This is a genomic window from Streptomyces alfalfae (genome assembly GCF_004127445.1).
Taxonomy (GTDB): Bacteria; Actinomycetota; Actinomycetes; order Streptomycetales; family Streptomycetaceae; genus Streptomyces; species Streptomyces alfalfae.
Map to the genome: position 1 here is coordinate 1 of NZ_QEXM01000022.1, position 18,552 is coordinate 18,552.

Below are 18,552 nucleotides of genomic sequence, written 5' to 3' on the forward strand. Positions count from 1 at the left end.
TCACAGCGGTTGCCAGTCGAGCCAGGTGCTGCCCGGCTGGTGCTGCCAGCGGTGGTGGACACCGCCGGGGTTGTTCGCGAAGATCTCCAGCCGGCCGTCCCGATTGCGCAGCCCCCGGATGAAATAGCCTCCGCCGCCGAAGTCCTGCCAGGTGCGCCACGCCCCCGACGCGTCCACCTGGTAGTTGTGCTGCAGGACGTCGTCATTCATGGCGAACACCTCGATCCGCTCGTCATGCGACTCCACCACCGCAAGCCGCGCACTCACCGGACCACCCAGCGGCTGCCAGTCGTGCCAGTCACCGGCCGGAACGTTCTGCCACCGGTGATGCACCCCCGAGTCATTGCTCGCGAAGACCTCCAACCGACCATCACGGTTCCTCGCCACCGCCAGATGCTCACCCCCCAGACCGAAGTCCACCCACTCCCGCCACGTCCCCACCAGATCCGTCTGACAGGTGTGACGGAAGATGTCATCGTTCATCGCGAACACCTCGATCCGCCCGTCCGACGCCGGAGCCGCCGCAAGCCGCGCACCCGCAGGACCACCCAACGGCCGCCAGTCATGCCACGTCCCACCCGGCGTGTCATGCCAACGGTGATGCACACCACCGCCGTTGGAAGCGAACACCTCAAGGCGACCGTCATGGTTCCTGGACACCGCCAGATGGTCCCCGCCCCCGCCGAACGCATACCAATCGGCCCACTCCCCCGACACCTTCGCCTGATACCGGTGCATGAACGTCCCACCGTTCATGGCGAACAACTCCAACCTGCCGTCCGGTGACGCCGCCAGCGCGACCGTCGCCGACGCCGGGCCGCCGAACGCCCGCCAACCCGACCACGCACCCCCCGGCTCATGCTGATACGTGTGATAGATCTGGTCGACCGCCGCATGGAACACCTCCACACGGCCGTCCACCGACATCCCCACCGCGAGCCGCTGCCGCCGGTCCGGCGTTACGGGGCCCTTCCACCAGCTCGTCTCCTTGCGGGCGCCGGCCCACGAGAAGCTGAAGTGGATGTGGTTGGTGTGCGGGTTGGCGCCCCGGTACGGCTGCCAGCCGGCGTCGGGGCGGTTGGCCATCCAGATGCGCCGGTTCCAGATCATGTACATGATGCCGAAGCGGCGGGCGAGGGCGTGCGGGTTGCCGTGCCGGTCCGTGGCGTGCAGCCAGCCGATGAGGTCGTCGGCCAGGTGCTCCTGGCCCTGCACGTTCACGCCCCAGTCCCAGGCCCGCCCCTCCTTGTGCTCGCTCTGGCCTCCGCTGCCGCAGGCCCTGCTGATCCCCATGCTGGTCGTGCCGGGGTAGGCGGCGAGCACCAGGTCGCGGAAGCCGACCAGGCCGGGCTTGGCCTCGGGGTCGCAGCCGCGCTGCGGTTCGTAGGGCGCGTACGGGTCGATGTCGGGACCGAATTCGGGTGTGGTGGGCGCCATGTCCGGCTCCTCGGGTCTCGGTCCCCCGCCCGGTGCGGAGGATCGTCGTACCCGTGGGGCGCGTGATGGGATCGCGCGGCCGCCGGACGCGATCACGCGCCTGCCCCGTGGCAGTGGCGCGGGCCCGTCCGACCGGGCCCGTGCCCCGTTCAGGTCGTCCTCGGTGCGTCCGCGCGCCGGGACGGACGCCCACGAGGAAGGCTTCCCGTCGTGATCCCTCACAGAACTCCCCACCGGGCGGCCGTCGCGCTGGCGGCCACCGCCCTGACGTTCACCGCGCTGCTGTCCGCCCCGCTCACCTCCGCGGCGAAACCCGGCCCCGGCACCGGGGCGACGCCACACGCCGGCGACACCGTGCGCACCGACGCCGGTCTCGTCCGCGGCGTCCGGGCGGGCCCGCACCGTGTCTTCCGGGGCATCCCCTACGCGGCGGCCCCCAAGGGACGCCACCGCTGGGCGCCGCCCCGCCCCGTACGGCCGTGGAAGGGGGTCAGGGACGCCACGAAGCCCGGGCCGCTGTGCCCGCAGGCGCCCTCGGCGTACGCGCCCATCTCCAGCACCGAGGAGGACTGCCTGGTCCTGAACGTCACGACGCCGCCGGTCACGGACCGGCGTCCGCGGCGGGCCGCGCCCGTGCTCGTATGGGTCCACGGGGACGGCTCCGTGGGCGGGGGCGGCTTCTTCGACGGCCGCAGACTGGCCGGACGCGGCCTGGTGGTCGTCACCGTCAACTACCGGCTCGGCGTCTTCGGCGGTCTCGCCCTGCCCGGTCTGCGGGGGTCGGGCGCCTTCGGCCTCCAGGACCAGCGGGCCGCCCTCACCTGGGTACGCGACAACGCGCGGGCCTTCGGCGGCGACCCGGGCAATGTCACCGTGGCCGGTGTGTCGTTCGGCGCGTCCGCCGTGGCCGGGCACCTGACGTCACCCGCCTCCAAGGGCCTGTTCCACCGTGCCGTCATGGCGAGCGGTGAGGCCGTGATGGACATGCCGGCCGGGGCGATGGGCCCCGGCGTGCCGGGCTATCCGTGGTATGTGTGGCGCACGGGCCGGGAGATGGAGGACATCACCACCGAGATGACCTCGACCCTCGGCTGCCGGGACCACCGCCCGCGGCGCACGCTCGCCTGCCTGCGCGCCCTGCCCGTAGAGACGATCCTGAAGGTGCCGCACATCATGAACGCCTTCCAGGCGTTCGGATACGGCAACGCCACCCTGCCCGAACTGCCCCCGAAGGCCCTGCGCGCCGGACGTTTCCACCGGGTGCCCGTCCTGTCGGGCGCGACGCTCGACGAACACCGCACGTTCGTCGGGATGACGTACGACGCGGTGGGGAGGACGTTCACCGAGGCCGACTACGGGCGGGCGCTGCGCACCGCGTTCGGCAGGCGGTTCGCGAAGCGGGTGCGGGCCGAGTACCCCACGGCGGCGTTCCCCTCCCCCGCGCTGGCGTGGGCCACCGTGATCACCGACCGCATGTGGGCGCGGGGCACGTGGGACCAGCACGAGGCGCTGGCCCGGCACGTCCCGGTGTACGCCTACGAGTTCGCCGACCGCGACGCGCCCATGTTCCTGCCGCTGCCCGGCGACTTCGACTTCGGCGCCTTCCACGCGGGCGACATCCCGTACCTGTTCGAGGACGAGACGGCCGAGCCGCGGTTCACCCCGGCGCAGCGGCGCCTGTCGGCCACGATGAGCGGGTACTGGGCCGCGTTCGCCCGCACCGGCACGCCGGGTGCCGGTGCCCTGCCCGCCTGGCCGCCCTACCGGCCGGGCCCCGGCGCCGGCCGGCCGTACGCGACGCACACGCCGTACACGCAGTCGTTGGCGCCGCACCGGATCGGCCCCGTCGACTACCACCGGGAGCACAACCTCGCCTTCTGGCGCCGCGAGGGCTGACGCGGCCCCCACAGGGTGATCAGCGGGTCGGCGACGTGACCCGGCCCCGCTGCCACACCTCGGCGACCAGCGGCACCCCGGGGCGGTAGGCCAGGTGGACGTGGCTGGGGGCGTCGAGGAGGGCCAGGTCCGCGCGGGCGCCCTCGCGGACGACGCCGATGTCCGTGCGGCGCAGGGCCGCCGCGCCGCCCGCCGTGGCCGACCAGACCGCCTCGTCCGGGGTCATGCCCATGTCCCGTACGGCCAGCGCGATGCAGAACGGGACCGAGGACGTGAACGACGAGCCCGGGTTGCAGTCCGTGGACAGGGCGACCGTGGCGCCCGCGTCCAGGAGGCGGCGGGCGTCCGGCCACTCCGCCCGCGTGGAGAACTCCGCGCCGGGGAGCAGCGTCGCCACCGTGCCGCCCTGCGCCAGGGCGTCCACGTCGGCGTCCGTCAGGTGCGTGCAGTGGTCGGCGCTGGCCGCGTCCAGTTCCACGGCCAGTTGGACGCCGGGGCCGTACGAGAGCTGGTTCGCGTGGATGCGGGGGTGCAGGCCCTTCGCCTTGCCCGCCGTCAGGATGGCGCGGGCCTGGTCGCCGTCGAAGGCGCCCTTCTCGCAGAAGACGTCGATCCAGCGGGCGTGCGGGGCGCAGGCGTCCAGCATCTCGCCGGTGACCAGTTCCACGTACGCGGCGGGGTCGTCGGCGTGGTCGGGGGAGACGATGTGGGCGCCGAGGAACGTGACCTCGTCCGTGTGCCGCGCCGCGATGCGGAGGGCGCGGGCCTCGTCCTCCGTCGTCAGGCCGTAGCCCGACTTCGTCTCGAACGTGGTGGTGCCCTGGCGGAGGGCTTCGGCGAGGTAGTGCTCGACGTTCGCCTCCAGCTCGGCGTCCGTGGCCGCGCGGGTCGCCGTGACCGTGGTGCGGATGCCGCCCGCGGAGTACTGGCGGCCGGACATGCGGGCGTTGAACTCCTGGGTGCGGTCGCCCGCGAAGACCAGGTGCGAGTGGGAGTCCACGAAGCCGGGGATCGCGGCGCGGTTCCCCGCGTCGTGGACGGTGTCCGCCGCCGGGGCCTTGGCCGCCGGGCCGACCCAGGCGATCCGCTCGCCGTCGAGGACGACGGCGGCGTCCGTCAGGAGGCCCAGGGGGCTTCCGTCGCCCTGGGCGGGGTCGTTGGTGACGAGGCCGGCGATGTTCGTGATGAGGGTGGTCGTCATGGGTGCTCCGGGTGGGGGCGAAGGGGCGGGCGGCGCTGGGGGTGTCGTCAGTCTCGTAGCGCCGCGATCGCCTCCGTCAGGGCGCTCGCGACGTCCGGGACCAGGGTGTGGACGCCGTCCCGTACGATCCGGCGGCCGCCGGTGACGACGTGCCTGACGTCCGCCGCCGTCGCCGCGAACACCGCCGTCTCGGCCGCCAGGCGGGGGACGGGGCCCGCCGTGCGGACCGAGTCCAGGGCGATCGTGGTGAGGTCGGCCAGGGCGCCCGGTTCGATCGTCCCGGCGTCCGGCCAGCCCAGCGTCGCGTGGCCGTCCGCCGTCGCCGCGCGCAGCAGCGCCGCCGCCGTCCAGTGGCCCCGCGTGTGCGAGCGGAGGCGTTCGTTCAGCTCCATGGCCCGCGCCTCCTCCAGGAGGTCGATGACCGCGTGGCTGTCGCTGCCCAGGGAGAGCGGGCTGCCCTCGCGCTGGAGGGCGACGGCGGGGCCGATGCCGTCGGCCAGGTCGCGTTCCGTCGTCGGGCACATGCACGTGCCCGTCGTGGAGCCGCCGAGCAGGCCGATGTCCTCCGGCGTGAGGTGGGTGTTGTGGACGCCCGTCGTGCGCGGGCCGAGGACGCCGTGGTCGGCGAGCAGCTGGGTCGGGGTGCGGCCGTGCACCGCGAGGCACGCCTCGTTCTCGGCCTTCTGCTCCGAGAGGTGGACGTGCAGCGGGGCCCCGCGGTCCGCCGCCCACCGCGCCACCGTGGCCAGCTGGGCCGCGGGGACCGCGCGCACCGAGTGGACGGCCGCGCCGATCCGGGCGTGGTCGCGGTCCTTGAGCGCCGAGACCCGCTCCGCCCACACCTGTGTCGTGCCGTCGGAGAAGCGGAGCTGGTGGCGGTCGGGGGCCTTGCCGCGCTCCGCGCCGAGCAGGCCCGACGCCACGTACGCCGTGTCCAGGAGCGTGATGCGGACGCCCGCGTCCGCCGCGGCCTGGATCAGGGCCTCGCCCATCGCGTTCGGGTCGGCGTACGGGACGCCGCCGGGGGCGTGGTGGAGGTAGTGGAACTCGCCCACCGCCGTGATACCGGCCAGCGCCATCTCCGCGTACACCGCGCGGGCCAGCGCGTGGTAGGTCTCCGGGGTCAGGCGGTCCGCCACCCCGTACATGACCTCCCGCCAGGTCCAGAACGTGCCCGAACCGACCTGGACGGTGCCGCGCAGCGCGCGGTGGAACGCGTGGCTGTGGGCGTTGGCGAGGCCGGGGAGCGTCAGGCCGCGCAGGACCGTCGCACCGGGCGGGGGCGCGCCGGTGTCCCTGCGGACCGCCGTGATCCTGCCGTCCGCCACGTCCACCGCCACGCCCGGCTCCACATGGGCGCCGAGCCAGGCGTGTTCCAGCCAGTACGTGTCCGTCGTCACCTGCACGCCAGCCCTTCCAGTACGTCGGCGAGTGCGGTCACCCCGGCCACGCAGTCGTCCTCGGCGGCGAACTCCGCCGGGGAGTGCGAGACACCCGTGGGGTTCCGTACGAACAGCATGGCGGTGGGGATGGAGGCGGACAAAATACCCGCGTCGTGTCCCGCGCCCGTGCCGAGGACCGGGACCGGCCGGTCGGCTTCCCCGCGCAGGATGGCGCCCAGTTCGTCGCGCAGCGCGTGGCCGAACTCCACGACCGGCGTGAAGGACTCCCGTACGACGTCCAGGTCGACGCCGTGGCGGTCCGCGTACGCGCGGGCCGCCTTCTCGATGCCGGTGATCACCGCGTCCAGCGTCTCCTGGTCGGCCGCGCGGGAGTCCAGCCAGCCGCGCACGAGGGAGGGGATGGCGTTGACGCCGTTCGGCTCGACGGAGACCTTGCCGAAGGTGGCCACCGCGCCCGTCAGCTCGGCCTCGCGGCGGGCGGCGATGACCGTCTCCGCGTACGTCAGCATCGGGTCCCTGCGGTCGGCGATGCGGGTCGTGCCCGCGTGGTTGGCCTCGCCCCGGAAGTCGTAGCGCCAGCGGCCGTGCGGCCAGATGGCGGAGGCGATGCCGACCGGGTCGCCCGTCAGGTCCAGGGCCCTGCCCTGCTCGACGTGGAGTTCCACGAAGGCGCCGACGCGGGCCAGGCGCTCGGGGTCGGGGCCGATGCCGTACGGGTCGTAGCCCGCCGCCTCCATGGCCTGCGGGAGCGTGACGCCCTCGCCGTCGGTCAGCCTGTGCGCGGCCTCGATCGTGAGCTGTCCGGCCGTCAGCCGGGAGCCGACGCAGGCGAGGCCGAAGCGGGCGCCCTCCTCGTCGGCGAAGTTGACGATCGCGAGCGGTCTGCTGAACACCGCCTCGCGGGCCCGGAGTTCGTCCAGGGCCGCGAAGGAGGAGACGACGCCGAGGGGGCCGTCGTACGCGCCGCCGTCGGGGACGGAGTCCAGGTGGGAGCCGGTGACGACGGCGTCGCCCGCCGCCGGGTCGCCGAGCCAGGCCCACTGGTTGCCGTTGCGGTCCAGTTCGTACGTCAGGCCGCGGGAATCGGCCTGCTGCTTGAACCAGGCCCGGCAGTCGGCGTCGGCCCCCGTCCACGCGTAGCGGCGGTAGCCGCCGGAGGCGGTGTCCCGGCCCAGCGGGGCCAGGTCCCGCCACATCTCGTGGAACGTCACGCCTGCTCGCCCTCCCGCATGGGGACGCGGACGCCCCGCTCGTCCGCCACCGTCTCCGCGATGTCGTACCCCGCGTCGACGTGCCGGATCACGCCCATGCCGGGGTCGTTGGTCAGGACCCGGCGGATCTTCTCGCCCGCGAGCTCCGTGCCGTCGGCCACGGAGACCTGGCCCGCGTGGATCGAGCGGCCCATGCCGACGCCGCCGCCGTGGTGGAGGGAGACCCAGCTCGCGCCGGACGCGACGTTCACCATGGCGTTCAGGAGCGGCCAGTCGGCGATCGCGTCGGAGCCGTCGAGCATGGCCTCCGTCTCGCGGTACGGGGAGGCCACCGAGCCGCAGTCCAGGTGGTCGCGGCCGATCGCGAGGGGGGCCCGGAGCTCACCGGAGGCCACCATGTCGTTGAAGCGCTCGCCGGCGCGATCGCGCTCGCCGTAGCCGAGCCAGCAGATGCGGGCGGGCAGGCCCTGGAAGTGGACGCGCTCCCCCGCCATCTTGATCCAGCGGTGCAGGGACTCGTTCTCCGGGAAGAGGTCGAGGATCGCCTTGTCCGTCTTGTGGATGTCCGAGGCCTCGCCGGAGAGCGCCGCCCAGCGGAAGGGGCCCTTGCCCTCGCAGAAGAGCGGGCGGATGTACGCCGGGACGAAGCCGGGGAAGGCGAACGCGCGGTCGTAACCGGCGAGTCGGGCCTCGCCGCGGATCGAGTTGCCGTAGTCGAAGACCTCGGCGCCCGCGTCCATGAAGCCGACCATGGCCTCCACGTGCCGGGCCATGGACTCGCGGGCGCGGGTGGTGAAGCCCGCCGGGTCCTTCGCCGCGTACGCCGCCATGTCGTCGAAGTCGACGCCCGTCGGCAGGTACGCGAGGGGGTCGTGGGCGGAGGTCTGGTCCGTCACGATGTCGACCGGCGCGCCCTCGGCGAGCATCCGCGGGAGCAGATCCGCCGCGTTGCCGAGGAGGCCGATGGACAGGGGGCGGCGGGCGTCGCGGGCCTCGGTGGCGAGCTGGAGCGCGTGCTCCAGGGAGTCCGCCTTCACGTCCAGGTACTTGTGCTCGATGCGGCGCTCGATGGCGCGCGGGTCGCAGTCGACGCAGATCGCCACGCCGTCGTTCATGGTGACGGCCAGCGGCTGGGCGCCGCCCATGCCGCCGAGTCCCGCGGTGAGGGTGATCGTGCCGGCCAGGGTGCCGCCGAACTTCTTCGCGGCGACGGCGGCGAACGTCTCGTAGGTGCCCTGGAGGATGCCCTGCGTGCCGATGTAGATCCAGGAGCCCGCGGTCATCTGGCCGTACATCGTGAGGCCGAGCTGCTCCAGGCGGCGGAACTCCTCCCAGTTCGCCCAGTCGCCGACCAGGTTGGAGTTGGCGATCAGGACGCGCGGCGCCCACTCGTGGGTCTGCATGACGCCGACGGGGCGGCCCGACTGGACGAGCATCGTCTCGTCCTGCTTCAGGGTCCGCAGCGTGCGCGCCATCGCGTCGAAGGAGCGCCAGTCGCGGGCCGCCTTGCCGGTGCCTCCGTAGACGACGAGCTTGTCGGGGTGTTCGGCGACCTCGGGGTCGAGGTTGTTCTGCAGCATCCGGAGGGCGGCTTCCTGCTGCCATCCCAGGGCGCTCAGTTCCGTGCCGCGCGGTGCCCGTACGGGGCGGGGTCCTGACATGGGCGGTGCCTCCTCGCGTCGATGTCGCTGCAAGCTTGTTATTCACATCCTGGTGGCCTGAATAGAGCTAGTCAATAGCGAACGAATGCACGAGTACGCCAGCGGGGCCGCGGCCCGGGTGATTGGCTGGATCGCATGGATCACGTGGAGCAGCCGGAACGGGAGCACGCGGCGCGCGACGGACGGGGCCGGGCCGACGACGAGACGCGGGACCTCCGTTCGGGGGCCGCCGCCGCGGCCCGGCGCGACCTCGCCGTCCGCGCCGCCGTCGAGCAGGGCGTCGTCTCGCCCGCCGCCCCCGTCGCGGGGCTCCTCGACATCGCCGGCATCCGCGCGAGCGCCGCGGCCCTGCGGTCCGCCTTCGAGGCGGTCACCCCGCGGGGGACGCCCGTCCTGCACGCCTTCGCCGTCAAGGCCACGCCGCTCGTGCCGGTCCTGCGGCTGCTGCGCGCGGCGGGGATCGGCGCCGAGGTGGCGAGCCCCGGCGAACTGGCGCTCGCGCGGGCCGCGGGGATCGCGCCCGCCGACACCGTGCTCGACTCGCCCGCCAAGACCCCGGCCGAGCTGCGCCAGGCCCTCGCGCTCGGCATCGCCGTCAACGCGGACAGCCCCCAGGAGCTGGCCCGCGTCGACGCCCTGATCCAGTCGGCGCCCACCTCCTCCCCCCTCGGCCTGCGCGTCAACTCCCAGATCGGCGGCGGCTCGATCGGGGCCCTGTCGACGGCGACGGCCACCTCCAAGTTCGGTGTGCCGCTGCGGGACGAGGGCGTCAGGGAGTGGGTGGTCCAGGCGTATCTGGACCGCCCGTGGCTGACCCGGCTGCACGCCCACTCCGGCTCCCAGGGCATGCCGCTGGAGATGATGGTGCGCGGGGTCGCGGCCACGTACGAGCTGGCCGAGGAGATCAACGCGCGCGTCGGACGCCGGCAGGTCGACACCATCGACATCGGCGGCGGCCTCGCCGTCAACTTCGGCTCGGACGAGGAGACCCCGACCCACGCCCAGTACGCGCGCCGCCTCAAGGCCCGGGTGCCGGGACTGCTCGACGGGCGGTACGGACTGGTCACCGAGTTCGGCCGGTCGCTGCTCGCCAAGCACGGCACGCTCCTCGCCCGCGTCGAGTACACCAAGGAGGCGGGCGGCCGGCCCATCGCGGTGACGCACGCGGGCGTGCAGGTGGCGACGAGGACGGTGTACGCGCCCGCGTCCTGGCCGCTGCGGATCGCCGCGTACGACGGCGAGGGACGCCCCAAGCGGGGAACCACCGTCGGCCAGGACATCGCGGGCCCCGCCTGCTTCGCCGGCGACCTGCTCGCCGAGAACCGGCCGCTGCCGCCGCTCGCGCCGGGCGACCACGTCGCCGCCCTCGACACCGGCGCCTACTACTTCGCCCAGCACTACTCCTACAACAGCCTCACCAGGCCCGGCGTCCACGGCTTCACCGCGTACGACGGCGAGGTCCGCTTCGCCACCGCGCGCGAGCCGCAGACGCTCGACGCGATCGTGGCGGAGGCGGGCGGGGGGCCGGAGCGCGACGCCCTGCGGCGCCTCTGAACCGGGGCCGGGCGCCCGGCCGGCCGGGAAGGCTCAGGGCTTGCTCAACCCGTGCATAGTGACGTGCGTCACGGGCATCCCTCCCCCGACGTGTTCTCGGGCTCGGGGGAGGCTCCTGTGACGGCATCCGGCACACCCACCACCACACCTGCACCCGCCGACGGCGGTGCGCTGCACCGCGCCATCGGCCCCAAACTGCTGATCCTCTTCGTGATCGGCGACATCCTCGGCACCGGCATCTACGCCACCACGGGCAAGGTCGCGGGAAAGGTCGGCGGCGCGCTCTGGCTGCCGTTCGCGATCGGCTTCGTCGTGGCGATCCTGACGGCCGCCAGCTACGTGGAACTGGTCGGCAAGTACCCGAAGGCCGCCGGCGCCGCGCTCTACACCCAGAAGGCGTTCAAGACGCCGTTCCTCACCTTCATCATCGCCTTCATGGTGATGTGCTCGGGCCTGTCGTCGGCGAGCGCCGCGGCCCGCGCGTTCAGCGGTGACTACCTCGGCGAGCTGACGGGGGACGCGCTGCCGCCGACCCTCATCGCGATCGTCTTCGTCGTCCTGCTCGCCGCGCTCAACATGCGGGGCGTCTCGGAGTCGGTGAAGACCAACGTGGTCCTCACGCTCGTCGAGCTCACCGGGCTCGCGATCATCCTCGCGATCGGCGCGTACGCGGTGCTCAGCGGGGACGGGGAGCCCTCGCGGCTCACCGAGTTCGAGTCCGGGGGCAGTGGATACGCGCTGATGACCGGCGTGCTCGGCGCGACCGCCCTCGGCTTCTTCGCCTTCGTCGGCTTCGAGGACTCGGTGAACATGGCCGAGGAGACCAAGGACCCCGTCCGCACCTTCCCGCGCGCGATCTTCATCGGCGTGGCCGTGACGGGCACGATCTATGTGCTCGTGGCGCTCGTGTCGTCCCTGCTGGTCGACTCAGAGACACTGGAGGGGTCGAGCGGGCCGCTGCTGGAGGTCGTCAAGGCGGGCGGCGTCGACTTCCCGCACAAACTCTTCGCGCTGATCGCGCTGTTCGCGGTCACCAACTCGGCGCTGATCAACATCATGATGGCCTCGCGGCTCTGCTACGGCATGGCCAACGAACGCATTCTGCCGCGCGCCATGGGCCGGGTCCTGGCGAAGCGCCGCACCCCCGTCGTCGGCATCGTCTTCGTGTCGCTGCTCGCCGTCGGCCTGGTGTCGACCGGGGAGATCGAGGGGCTCGGGGACACCACGGCGTTCCTGCTGCTCTGCGTCTTCGCGGTGGTCAACGTAGCCGTGCTCGTGCTGCGCAAGGACCGCGTCGAGCACCGGCACTTCCGCACGCCGACCGCCCTGCCGGTCCTGGGCGCGATCACCGCGCTGATCCTCGCGAGCCCGCTGGCGGACCGGCCCGCGGAGGTCTACCTCCGCGCCGGGGTGCTGATCGCCATCGGCGTCGCCCTGTGGGGCGTGAACAAGGCGGTGCTCAAGGCGCGCGGCGAGGACTGACCGGCGATCACGTTCGGCCCTGGACCGGTCAGTTGTGGGCGGTTCAGGGCCGTATGGCGTCCTTGAACCGTCAGGGGTCGGGCATGTTCCCCTGGAAAATGCCCATCAGCGGGGAGTCTCCACGATTCCCGCATACCTTCCTCACACCGGGCGGCTGTCGGCGTCCGGTCGGGTGGTCAGGGGCCGCCCGGTCCAACCCTGGGGAGGGGAAGCCGCGTGCCCGGAATCGACGAGTGTCTGTCCGAAGCGATGGCACTGCCCGGTGCGCGGGGCGCGGCGATCGTCGACTGGACCAGCGGGCTCGCCCTCGGTTCGGTCGGCGATTCCCCGAACGGCGACCATGAGGCGACCGCCGCGGAGACCGCGGAGGTGGCGCGGTCGGCCGCCGAGTACGGGGCGTTCGCCCCGGCGACGCCCGCCCCCGCACCGGCCGGGCCCGGCCCCGCGCCCCTCACGCCGGACTCCGCGGCCGTCGTGCCCGACCTGGCAGCGGTCCGCGGGGAGCTGCCCGTGGAGGACCTCATGGTCACCACGCGGGCAGGGTTCCACCTGATCCGCTTCGTCGAGACGACCTTCGACAGCAGCGTGTTCCTCTACCTCTGGCTCGACCGGCGCACCGGCAACCTCGCGCTCGCCCGCATGCGCCTGCGCGACCTCTCCGAGCGGCTGGTGCTGGTGTGAGTGCCCCGCGGACGGCCGAACCCGCCGCGTCGCCGCTGCTGCGGCGCCTGGCGGGCGAACGGGCGACCGGCGCGCTCCTGCGCGACCAGGGCAGCCTCTACCTCGCCGAGGGCCGTGTCGTGCACGCCGAGAGCCCGGCGGCGCCCGGCGTCGACGTCCTGCTCACCGCGGGCGGCACGCTGCCCCCGCAGGGCTGGCAGGAGGCCCTGTCGCTGGCGGACACCCGGCACGGGGTGGCGCGGCACCTGGTCGACAGCGGCCGGGTCACCGCGGGCGAGCTGGAGGTCTGCCACCTCGGCGCGCTGTTCGACGCGGCGTTCTTCGTGCTCGGCCCGGCGAGCGGACCCACCCGCTTCCGCTACGGGGTCGCGCACTGGCTCGGCCGGGTGCGCCCCGTGGCGGCCGAGGCCGTGGCGCGCGAGACGCGGCGGCGCCGGGCGCTCCTGGACAGCATCTGGCCCTGCCCCGGCCTCGACACCGCGCCCGTCGTACGCCGCCCGCCCGCGCCGGGGCAGCGGGTCACCGCCCGGCAGGGGGCCCTGCTGCGGCTCGCCGACGGCTCCCGCACGCCGACGGAGATCGCCTGGGCCCTCGGCCGCCCCTCGTTCCACACCCTGATAGAGGTCAGACGGCTCGCCGCGGCCGGTCTCGTGGAGTCACCGCGAGCGGGGCCCGCCGCCGCCCCGGACCCGGCCCCGGACCCCGCCCCGTTCCCCCTCGACCACCCCGAGCCGGACATCGCCCTGCTGCGCCGGGTCAGGGACGCGCTGGAGGCGAGCCTGTGAACCCCCCTGCCGCGCGACGGCCGCGGCATCCGCACCGATGAGGCTCTTCGCGCTGCGCAGGCGCGCCGGGAGGAGACAGCTGATGGCCGCCGAATCCGACGTACTCGGTGAACTGAGACGGCTGCGGACCCGCATCCCCCAGTTGAGGGGCGCCCTGACGGCGAGCGTCGACGGGCTGCTTCTGGCGCAGGACGCCGCGGACGTGGAGGCGGAGGGCGTCTGCGCCCTCACCGCGGCGGCGCTCGGCGTGGCGCTGCGGCTCTCCGACGCCACGCGCCAGGGCCGCTTCCGCGAACTGCTCATCCGCGGCGACCAGGGCTACGTGGCGACGTACGCGGCGGGTTCGTCGGCCGTGCTGACACTGCTCGCCGAGCCCCGGGTCAACGTGGGCCGGCTGCATCTGGAGGCCCGCCGCTCCAGCGTGCTCATCGGCGAGCTGGTCGACGCCGCCGTCGAACGAGCGGAGGAAACCTGACGTGTCCCCCACCCCGCCCACCCCGCCCCCCACACCGCGGACCTCCACCAGAAATCCCGCCCGACGGAAAGGAAGTGCGAAGCGCATGGCCAACACGGAGACGGCACTCAAGGAAGCGACCACCTCGATCGAGGGCGTCATCGGCGCGGCCCTCGTCGACTACACCAGCGGCATGGCCCTGGGCACGATCGGCGGCGGCAAGGACCTCGACCTCTCGGTGGCCGCCGCGGGGAACACGGACGTCGTGCGCGCCAAGCTGCGCGCGATGGAGCTCCTCAACCTCAAGGAGGAGATCGAGGACATACTGATCACGCTGGGCACCCAGTACCACCTGATCCGGCTGATCAGGGGCCGCAACAACAACGGCCTCTTCCTCTACCTGGCCCTCGACAAGGACCGCGCCAACCTGGCCATGGCCCGCCACCAGCTCCGGCGCATCGAGTCGGCCCTGGAGGTCTGAGCCCTGGCCCCGCCACCTCCGCTACTCCACGAAGAGACCCCGCTCCGCCGCCCGTACGTCGAACTCCTCCAGGCGGGCCTGGGCGTCCGGGAGGCCGTCGCACATGGCCTCCAGCAGGACGCGGCCGAGCAGCATCGGGGCGCAGGCCGTGTCGAAGGCGAGGCCGGTGCCGACCGCCGCGGGCAGCAGCAGGTCGGAGTGGGCGGCCACGGGGGCGAACGCCGAGTCGGCGACCGTCACCACGGTCAGGCCCGCCGCGCGCGCGTTGGCGAGGGTGTCGACGACCTCGCGGGGGTGGCGGGGCAGGGCGAAGCAGAGGAGGGCGGTGGCGCCCGCGCGGACCGCGGCGTCGACGCGGTCGGCGAGCATCGTGCCGCCCTCGTCGAGGAGGCGGACGTCGGGGTGGACCTTCGCGGCGAAGTACGAGAAGCCGTACGCCTGGGAGGCCGCCGCCCGCAGTCCGAGCACCGGCAGCGGCCGTGAGGCGGCGAGGAGCCGTCCCGCGCGCTCGACGGGGGCGGGGTCGGCGAGCAGCCCGGCGAGGTGCCGGAGGTTCTCGATCTCCGCCTCGACCGCCTGCTGGTACTCGTTCGCCAAAGCCTTGGCCGAGGACTCGGCGGGCGCCACGTCCCGCAGGTGCCGGCGCAGCGCCGGGTAGCCGTCGAAGCCGAGCGCCACGGCGAAACGGGTGACGGAGGGCTGGCTCACTCCCGCCAGCTCGGCCAGTTCGACGCTGGAGAGGAAGGGCGCGTCGGCGGCCCTGCGCACCATGCAGTGGGCGATGCGCCGCTGGGTCGGTGTGAGCCGGTGGCCCTCGAAGAGCACTTGCAGTCGCGCGGCAGGGCTGTCACTCATGCCGTCCCCCTCAGAATGTCTGTTCCCACACTCGTGCCGGCGCCGGACTCCGCCCAGAGCCGGGTGAAACGGCTCAGCAGCCCGGCCGCCGCCGTCACATCATCCGTCAGCGGCCGGTCGGCGAGTTCCGCCTCCAGTGCGGAGTCGGCGAGCGCGAAGGCCTCCGCGAGCGGCGTCTCGGGATCGGGCCGTATCCCGCGCTGCCTCAACGCCCGTACGGCGGCCACCAGTTCGCATCCCACGACCATGCGGTACGCCTCGCAGGCGCGCAGCGTCTGGCGTGCGGCGAGCGAGGCGAAGCTGGCCTGCTCCTCGACGCCGCGGGAGAGCACCGCGTGGCCGAGGGAGGCGGGGGCGGAGAAGGCGCGCAGGTCGCCGAGGGCGGCCCCGGCCGCGTATTCGAGGATCATCACGCCCGACGAGGCGGGCTCGCCGTCGGCGAGGAAGGGCCGCAGGCGGGTGAAGGCCGGTTCGTTGAGGGTGGAGAGGCGGGAGGTGGAGAGCCGGGCCGCCTGGGTCACCGCCAGCCGGAAGTGGTCGAGGGCCAGAGCGAGTTGGGCGAGGTAGAAGCCGCCGTGGTGGTAGGCCGCCATGTCCTCGGGTGAGATCAGCGGGTTCTCGGCCGCCGCGTTGATCTCGACGGTGAGGACGTCCTCCAGGGCGTTCGCCGCGTCGTGGGCGGGTCCGTGGATCTGCGGCACGCAGCGGAAGCCGTAGGGGTCCTGGATGCGGCCGAGCGGCGGGGTGGGGCGGTCGGCGGCGCCGAGGAGGCGGCGCATGCGCTCGGCGACCGCGGAGGAGCCGGGGTGGGGGCGCGCCTCGTGGACGGGGAGCGCGTACGCCTCGTGGGAGCCGTCGACGGCCATCAGGGAGAGCGCGGCGACCACCTGGGTGGCGCCGATCAGGCCCCGCAGTTCGTGCAGGGCGAGCGCTGACTGGCCGAGAGTGAGGGCGTTGCTGCTGATCAGGGCGAGGGCGTCGTTGTTGTCCAGGGGCTGCGGCTCGGGGGCGGCGCCCGGCCCTCGCCAGGGGTGTTCGCCGGCGAGGGCGAGGCCCATCTGCGCGAGGGCGGCGATGTCGCCGGTGCCGACCGAGCCGAACTCGTTCACCCTCGGGTACGCGCCCGTCTCCAGGGCCCGGCACAGCGCGGTGACGACGCTGGGGCGCAGGCCCGCGCCGCCGGCGAGGAGCTGGTTGGCGCGGACGGCGAGCATGGCGCGGACCTGCCGGGCGGGCAGCTCGGCGCCGATGGCCCCGGCGTGCGAGCGCAGCAGCCGCAGACCGTGGTCGGCGGCGGCGCCGGTGGGCACGTCCTCGTTCCGGTTGGCGCCGACGCCGGTGGAGCGGCCGTAGACGCGGCCCCAGGCGGCGATCTCGCGGGCGGCGTTCCAGGACTCCTCCGCGCGCTTCATGCCGTCGGTGGCCGGCACGGGGCGGGCGTCGGATTCGGCCAGGCGTACGACGTCTGCGACCATCATTCCCCGGCCGTCGAGGACGACGACCGCTCCCCTGTCGTCGCTCGCCGTGTCCGCGATACGAGACGACTTCACTCGCAATCCCTCCTCAATCGGACGCCCTGTCTTGCTCAGCGACCACGTGTTGCCAGCGATGTGCGCCGAACCCATTGACAACTTATTCAGACAGCGAGAACTCTGCATGACGATATACAGCCGGGCAAGGGACTCCTCATGATCCAGTTCGACACGGTCCACAAACGCTTCCCGAACGGCACGACAGCGGTCCACGACCTCACGCTCGACATGCCGGAAGGCGGCGTGACCGTCCTGGTCGGATCTTCCGGTTGCGGCAAGACGACGACCCTCCGCATGATCAACCGCATGGTCGAACCGACCTCGGGCGCCATCCGGGTCGGCGGCCGTGACGTCCTCGAACAGGACGCGGCCGACCTGCGCCGCTCCATCGGCTACGTCATCCAGCAGTCCGGGCTCTTCCCCCACCGCACCGTCCTCGACAACATCGCCACCGTGCCGCTGCTGCTCGGCTGGGGCCGCAGGAAGGCCAGGGCGCGGGCGGCGGAACTCCTGGAGACCGTCGGCCTCACCGCCGACGCCGGGAAGCGCTACCCGCACCAGCTCTCCGGCGGCCAGCAGCAGCGCGTCGGCGTGGCGCGGGCGCTGGCGGCGGACCCGCCGGTGCTGCTCATGGACGAGCCGTTCGGCGCGGTGGACCCCGTGGTCCGCACCCAGCTCCAGGACGAACTGCTCCGCCTCCAGCGCGAGCTGTCAAAGACCATCGTCTTCGTCACGCACGACATCGACGAGGCCGTCCGCCTCGGCGACCGCATAGCCGTCTTCCGCACCGGCGGCCACCTCGTGCAGTGCGCCGCGCCCGCCGAACTGCTCGCCCGCCCCGCGGACGACTTCGTCGCGGACTTCCTCGGCGCGGAGCGCGGTCTGAAGCTGCTCTCCCTGGTCCCCCTGGCCGGGGTCCCCCAGGGCCCGGCCCCGCAGGACGGCGACTGGGCGCTGCGGCTGGACGCTGCGGGGGCGCCGCTGGCCTGGCGGCACAAGGACGGTGACGCGGCGGACCTCCCCGTACGGCCGCTGCGGGACGGCGACTCGCTCCTCGCCGCCCTCGACGAGTCCCTGGCGTCCCCGACGGGGCTCGTGGCCCGCGTGGACGCGGAGGGGCGCCTGACGGGGGTGTCGTCGCGGGACGACATCCACGAGGGCGCGGCGCGCGAACGGGATCGCTGCGTCCGCGGGCCGGTGGGGGCCGACCACGCGGTTCCCCGCGCCCCCGCCGCGGCCGGCTCGACGCGGGACGACGTCGAGGGGCGGGCATGAGCGTCGACTGGTCGTGGACAGCCGACCACGCCGACGAGCTGGCCACCCTCACCCTCTCCCACCTCCAGGCCGCCCTCTCCGCCGTGCTGCTCGGCCTGGTGATCTCCCTGCCGCTGGCCGTCCTCGCGCACCGCGTACGCCCGCTGCGCGGACTGCTGCTCGGCCTGTCGAACGTCCTGTTCACCATCCCCTCCATCGCCGTCTTCGTGCTGCTCCTGCCGGTCAGCGGGCTCACCAGGACCACCACCGTCATCGGCCTGACGATCTACACCCTCGTCGTGCTGCTCGGGAACACCGTCGAGGGCCTGGACTCCGTCCCCGCGAGGACCAAGGAAGCCGCCGAGGCCATGGGCACGCGCCCCCTGCGGACGCTGCTCACCGTCGAGCTGCCGCTCGCCCTGCCGGTGATCATGGCGGGGGTGCGGATCGCGACGGTCATGTCGATCTCCCTGGTCTCCGTGGCGACGTACATCGGCGACGGCGGCCTCGGCCAGCTGTTCACCGACGGCTTCCAGCGCGACTTCCCCACCCCCGTGATCGTCGGCGTCGTCCTCACCCTGCTCCTGGCGCTCGTCGCGGACGCGCTGCTCGTCACCGTGCAGTACGTCCTGACGCCCTGGACCCGCCGCCAGAGGAGCGCGTGA

The 18,552-nt window shown here is 73.5% G+C and carries 16 protein-coding genes; 9 read left to right on the forward strand and 7 right to left on the reverse strand.

All coding sequences use genetic code 11. The features are described from left to right. On the reverse strand, positions 1 to 1,437 hold the full coding sequence (locus DCW30_RS08375) for a PLL family lectin (RefSeq protein WP_076685799.1): 1,437 nt from the start codon (positions 1,435 to 1,437) through the stop codon (positions 1 to 3). 210 nt (positions 1,438 to 1,647) lie between these two features. Between DCW30_RS08375 and DCW30_RS08380 the strand changes: the two genes are divergently transcribed. Next, positions 1,648 to 3,333 (forward strand): carboxylesterase/lipase family protein, encoded by a 1,686-nt coding sequence (locus tag DCW30_RS08380; protein ID WP_237283424.1) that lies wholly within the window; start codon positions 1,648 to 1,650, stop codon positions 3,331 to 3,333. A 19-nt stretch (positions 3,334 to 3,352) separates the two neighbouring features. On the opposite strand, the gene hutI is transcribed toward DCW30_RS08380, so the two are convergent. Genes hutI through hutU form a run of 4 tightly spaced genes read right to left on the reverse strand, consistent with a single transcriptional unit; the run spans position 3,353 to position 8,809 of the window. Continuing rightward, complete coding sequence (gene hutI / locus DCW30_RS08385) at positions 3,353 to 4,534, reverse strand: imidazolonepropionase (RefSeq protein ID WP_076685798.1); 1,182 nt, start codon at positions 4,532 to 4,534, stop codon at positions 3,353 to 3,355. A gap of 47 nt (positions 4,535 to 4,581) precedes the next feature. Next, positions 4,582 to 5,934, reverse strand: coding sequence for a formimidoylglutamate deiminase (locus tag DCW30_RS08390; protein WP_076689237.1), 1,353 nt, complete (start codon positions 5,932 to 5,934; stop codon positions 4,582 to 4,584). Next, complete coding sequence (locus DCW30_RS08395; RefSeq protein WP_076689239.1) at positions 5,931 to 7,133, reverse strand: allantoate amidohydrolase; 1,203 nt, start codon at positions 7,131 to 7,133, stop codon at positions 5,931 to 5,933. The genes DCW30_RS08390 and DCW30_RS08395 overlap by 4 nt, the downstream gene beginning before the upstream one ends. An 11-nt stretch (positions 7,134 to 7,144) precedes the next feature. After that, entirely contained in the window at positions 7,145 to 8,809 is a 1,665-nt protein-coding gene (gene hutU, locus DCW30_RS08400) for a urocanate hydratase (RefSeq protein WP_076685797.1), read from the reverse strand. A gap of 135 nt (positions 8,810 to 8,944) precedes the next feature. Between hutU and DCW30_RS08405 the strand changes: the two genes are divergently transcribed. The 6 genes from DCW30_RS08405 to DCW30_RS08430 all read left to right on the forward strand — a co-directional run bounded on the left by DCW30_RS08405 (position 8,945) and on the right by DCW30_RS08430 (position 14,246). Continuing rightward, on the forward strand, positions 8,945 to 10,363 hold the full coding sequence (locus DCW30_RS08405; protein WP_076685796.1) for a type III PLP-dependent enzyme domain-containing protein: 1,419 nt from the start codon (positions 8,945 to 8,947) through the stop codon (positions 10,361 to 10,363). 117 nt (positions 10,364 to 10,480) lie between these two features. Beyond that, on the forward strand, positions 10,481 to 11,845 hold the full coding sequence (locus DCW30_RS08410; protein WP_062774352.1) for an APC family permease: 1,365 nt from the start codon (positions 10,481 to 10,483) through the stop codon (positions 11,843 to 11,845). Positions 11,846 to 12,061: 216 nt separating this feature from the next. Next, on the forward strand, positions 12,062 to 12,526 hold the full coding sequence (locus DCW30_RS08415) for a hypothetical protein (protein ID WP_076685795.1): 465 nt from the start codon (positions 12,062 to 12,064) through the stop codon (positions 12,524 to 12,526). Further along, positions 12,523 to 13,311: a hypothetical protein gene (locus tag DCW30_RS08420; protein WP_076685794.1), complete on the forward strand. Its 789-nt coding sequence runs from the start codon at positions 12,523 to 12,525 to the stop codon at positions 13,309 to 13,311. Before DCW30_RS08415 ends, DCW30_RS08420 begins: the two co-directional genes overlap by 4 nt. An 82-nt stretch (positions 13,312 to 13,393) precedes the next feature. Beyond that, the gene (locus DCW30_RS08425; RefSeq protein WP_062774346.1) at positions 13,394 to 13,786 is read left to right on the forward strand and encodes a roadblock/LC7 domain-containing protein; all 393 of its coding nucleotides are present in this window, start codon (positions 13,394 to 13,396) and stop codon (positions 13,784 to 13,786) included. 85 nt (positions 13,787 to 13,871) lie between these two features. Further along, positions 13,872 to 14,246, forward strand: coding sequence for a hypothetical protein (locus DCW30_RS08430; RefSeq protein ID WP_076685792.1), 375 nt, complete (start codon positions 13,872 to 13,874; stop codon positions 14,244 to 14,246). Positions 14,247 to 14,267: 21 nt separating this feature from the next. Here the strand turns inward: DCW30_RS08430 and DCW30_RS08435 are convergent, their stop codons facing one another. Both DCW30_RS08435 and DCW30_RS08440 read right to left on the reverse strand, forming a co-directional pair. Next, positions 14,268 to 15,101: a MurR/RpiR family transcriptional regulator gene (locus DCW30_RS08435; protein WP_076685791.1), complete on the reverse strand. Its 834-nt coding sequence runs from the start codon at positions 15,099 to 15,101 to the stop codon at positions 14,268 to 14,270. After that, complete coding sequence (locus DCW30_RS08440; protein WP_076685790.1) at positions 15,098 to 16,657, reverse strand: aromatic amino acid ammonia-lyase; 1,560 nt, start codon at positions 16,655 to 16,657, stop codon at positions 15,098 to 15,100. Before DCW30_RS08440 ends, DCW30_RS08435 begins: the two co-directional genes overlap by 4 nt. Positions 16,658 to 16,789: 132 nt before the next feature. On the opposite strand from DCW30_RS08440, the gene DCW30_RS08445 reads away from it, so the two are divergent. Continuing rightward, positions 16,790 to 17,908 carry an ABC transporter ATP-binding protein gene (locus DCW30_RS08445; RefSeq protein WP_079250107.1) on the forward strand — a complete coding sequence of 373 codons (1,119 nt, stop codon included), beginning with the start codon at positions 16,790 to 16,792 and terminating at the stop codon, positions 17,906 to 17,908. After that, entirely contained in the window at positions 17,905 to 18,552 is a 648-nt protein-coding gene (locus tag DCW30_RS08450) for an ABC transporter permease (protein ID WP_076685789.1), read from the forward strand. The genes DCW30_RS08445 and DCW30_RS08450 overlap by 4 nt, the downstream gene beginning before the upstream one ends.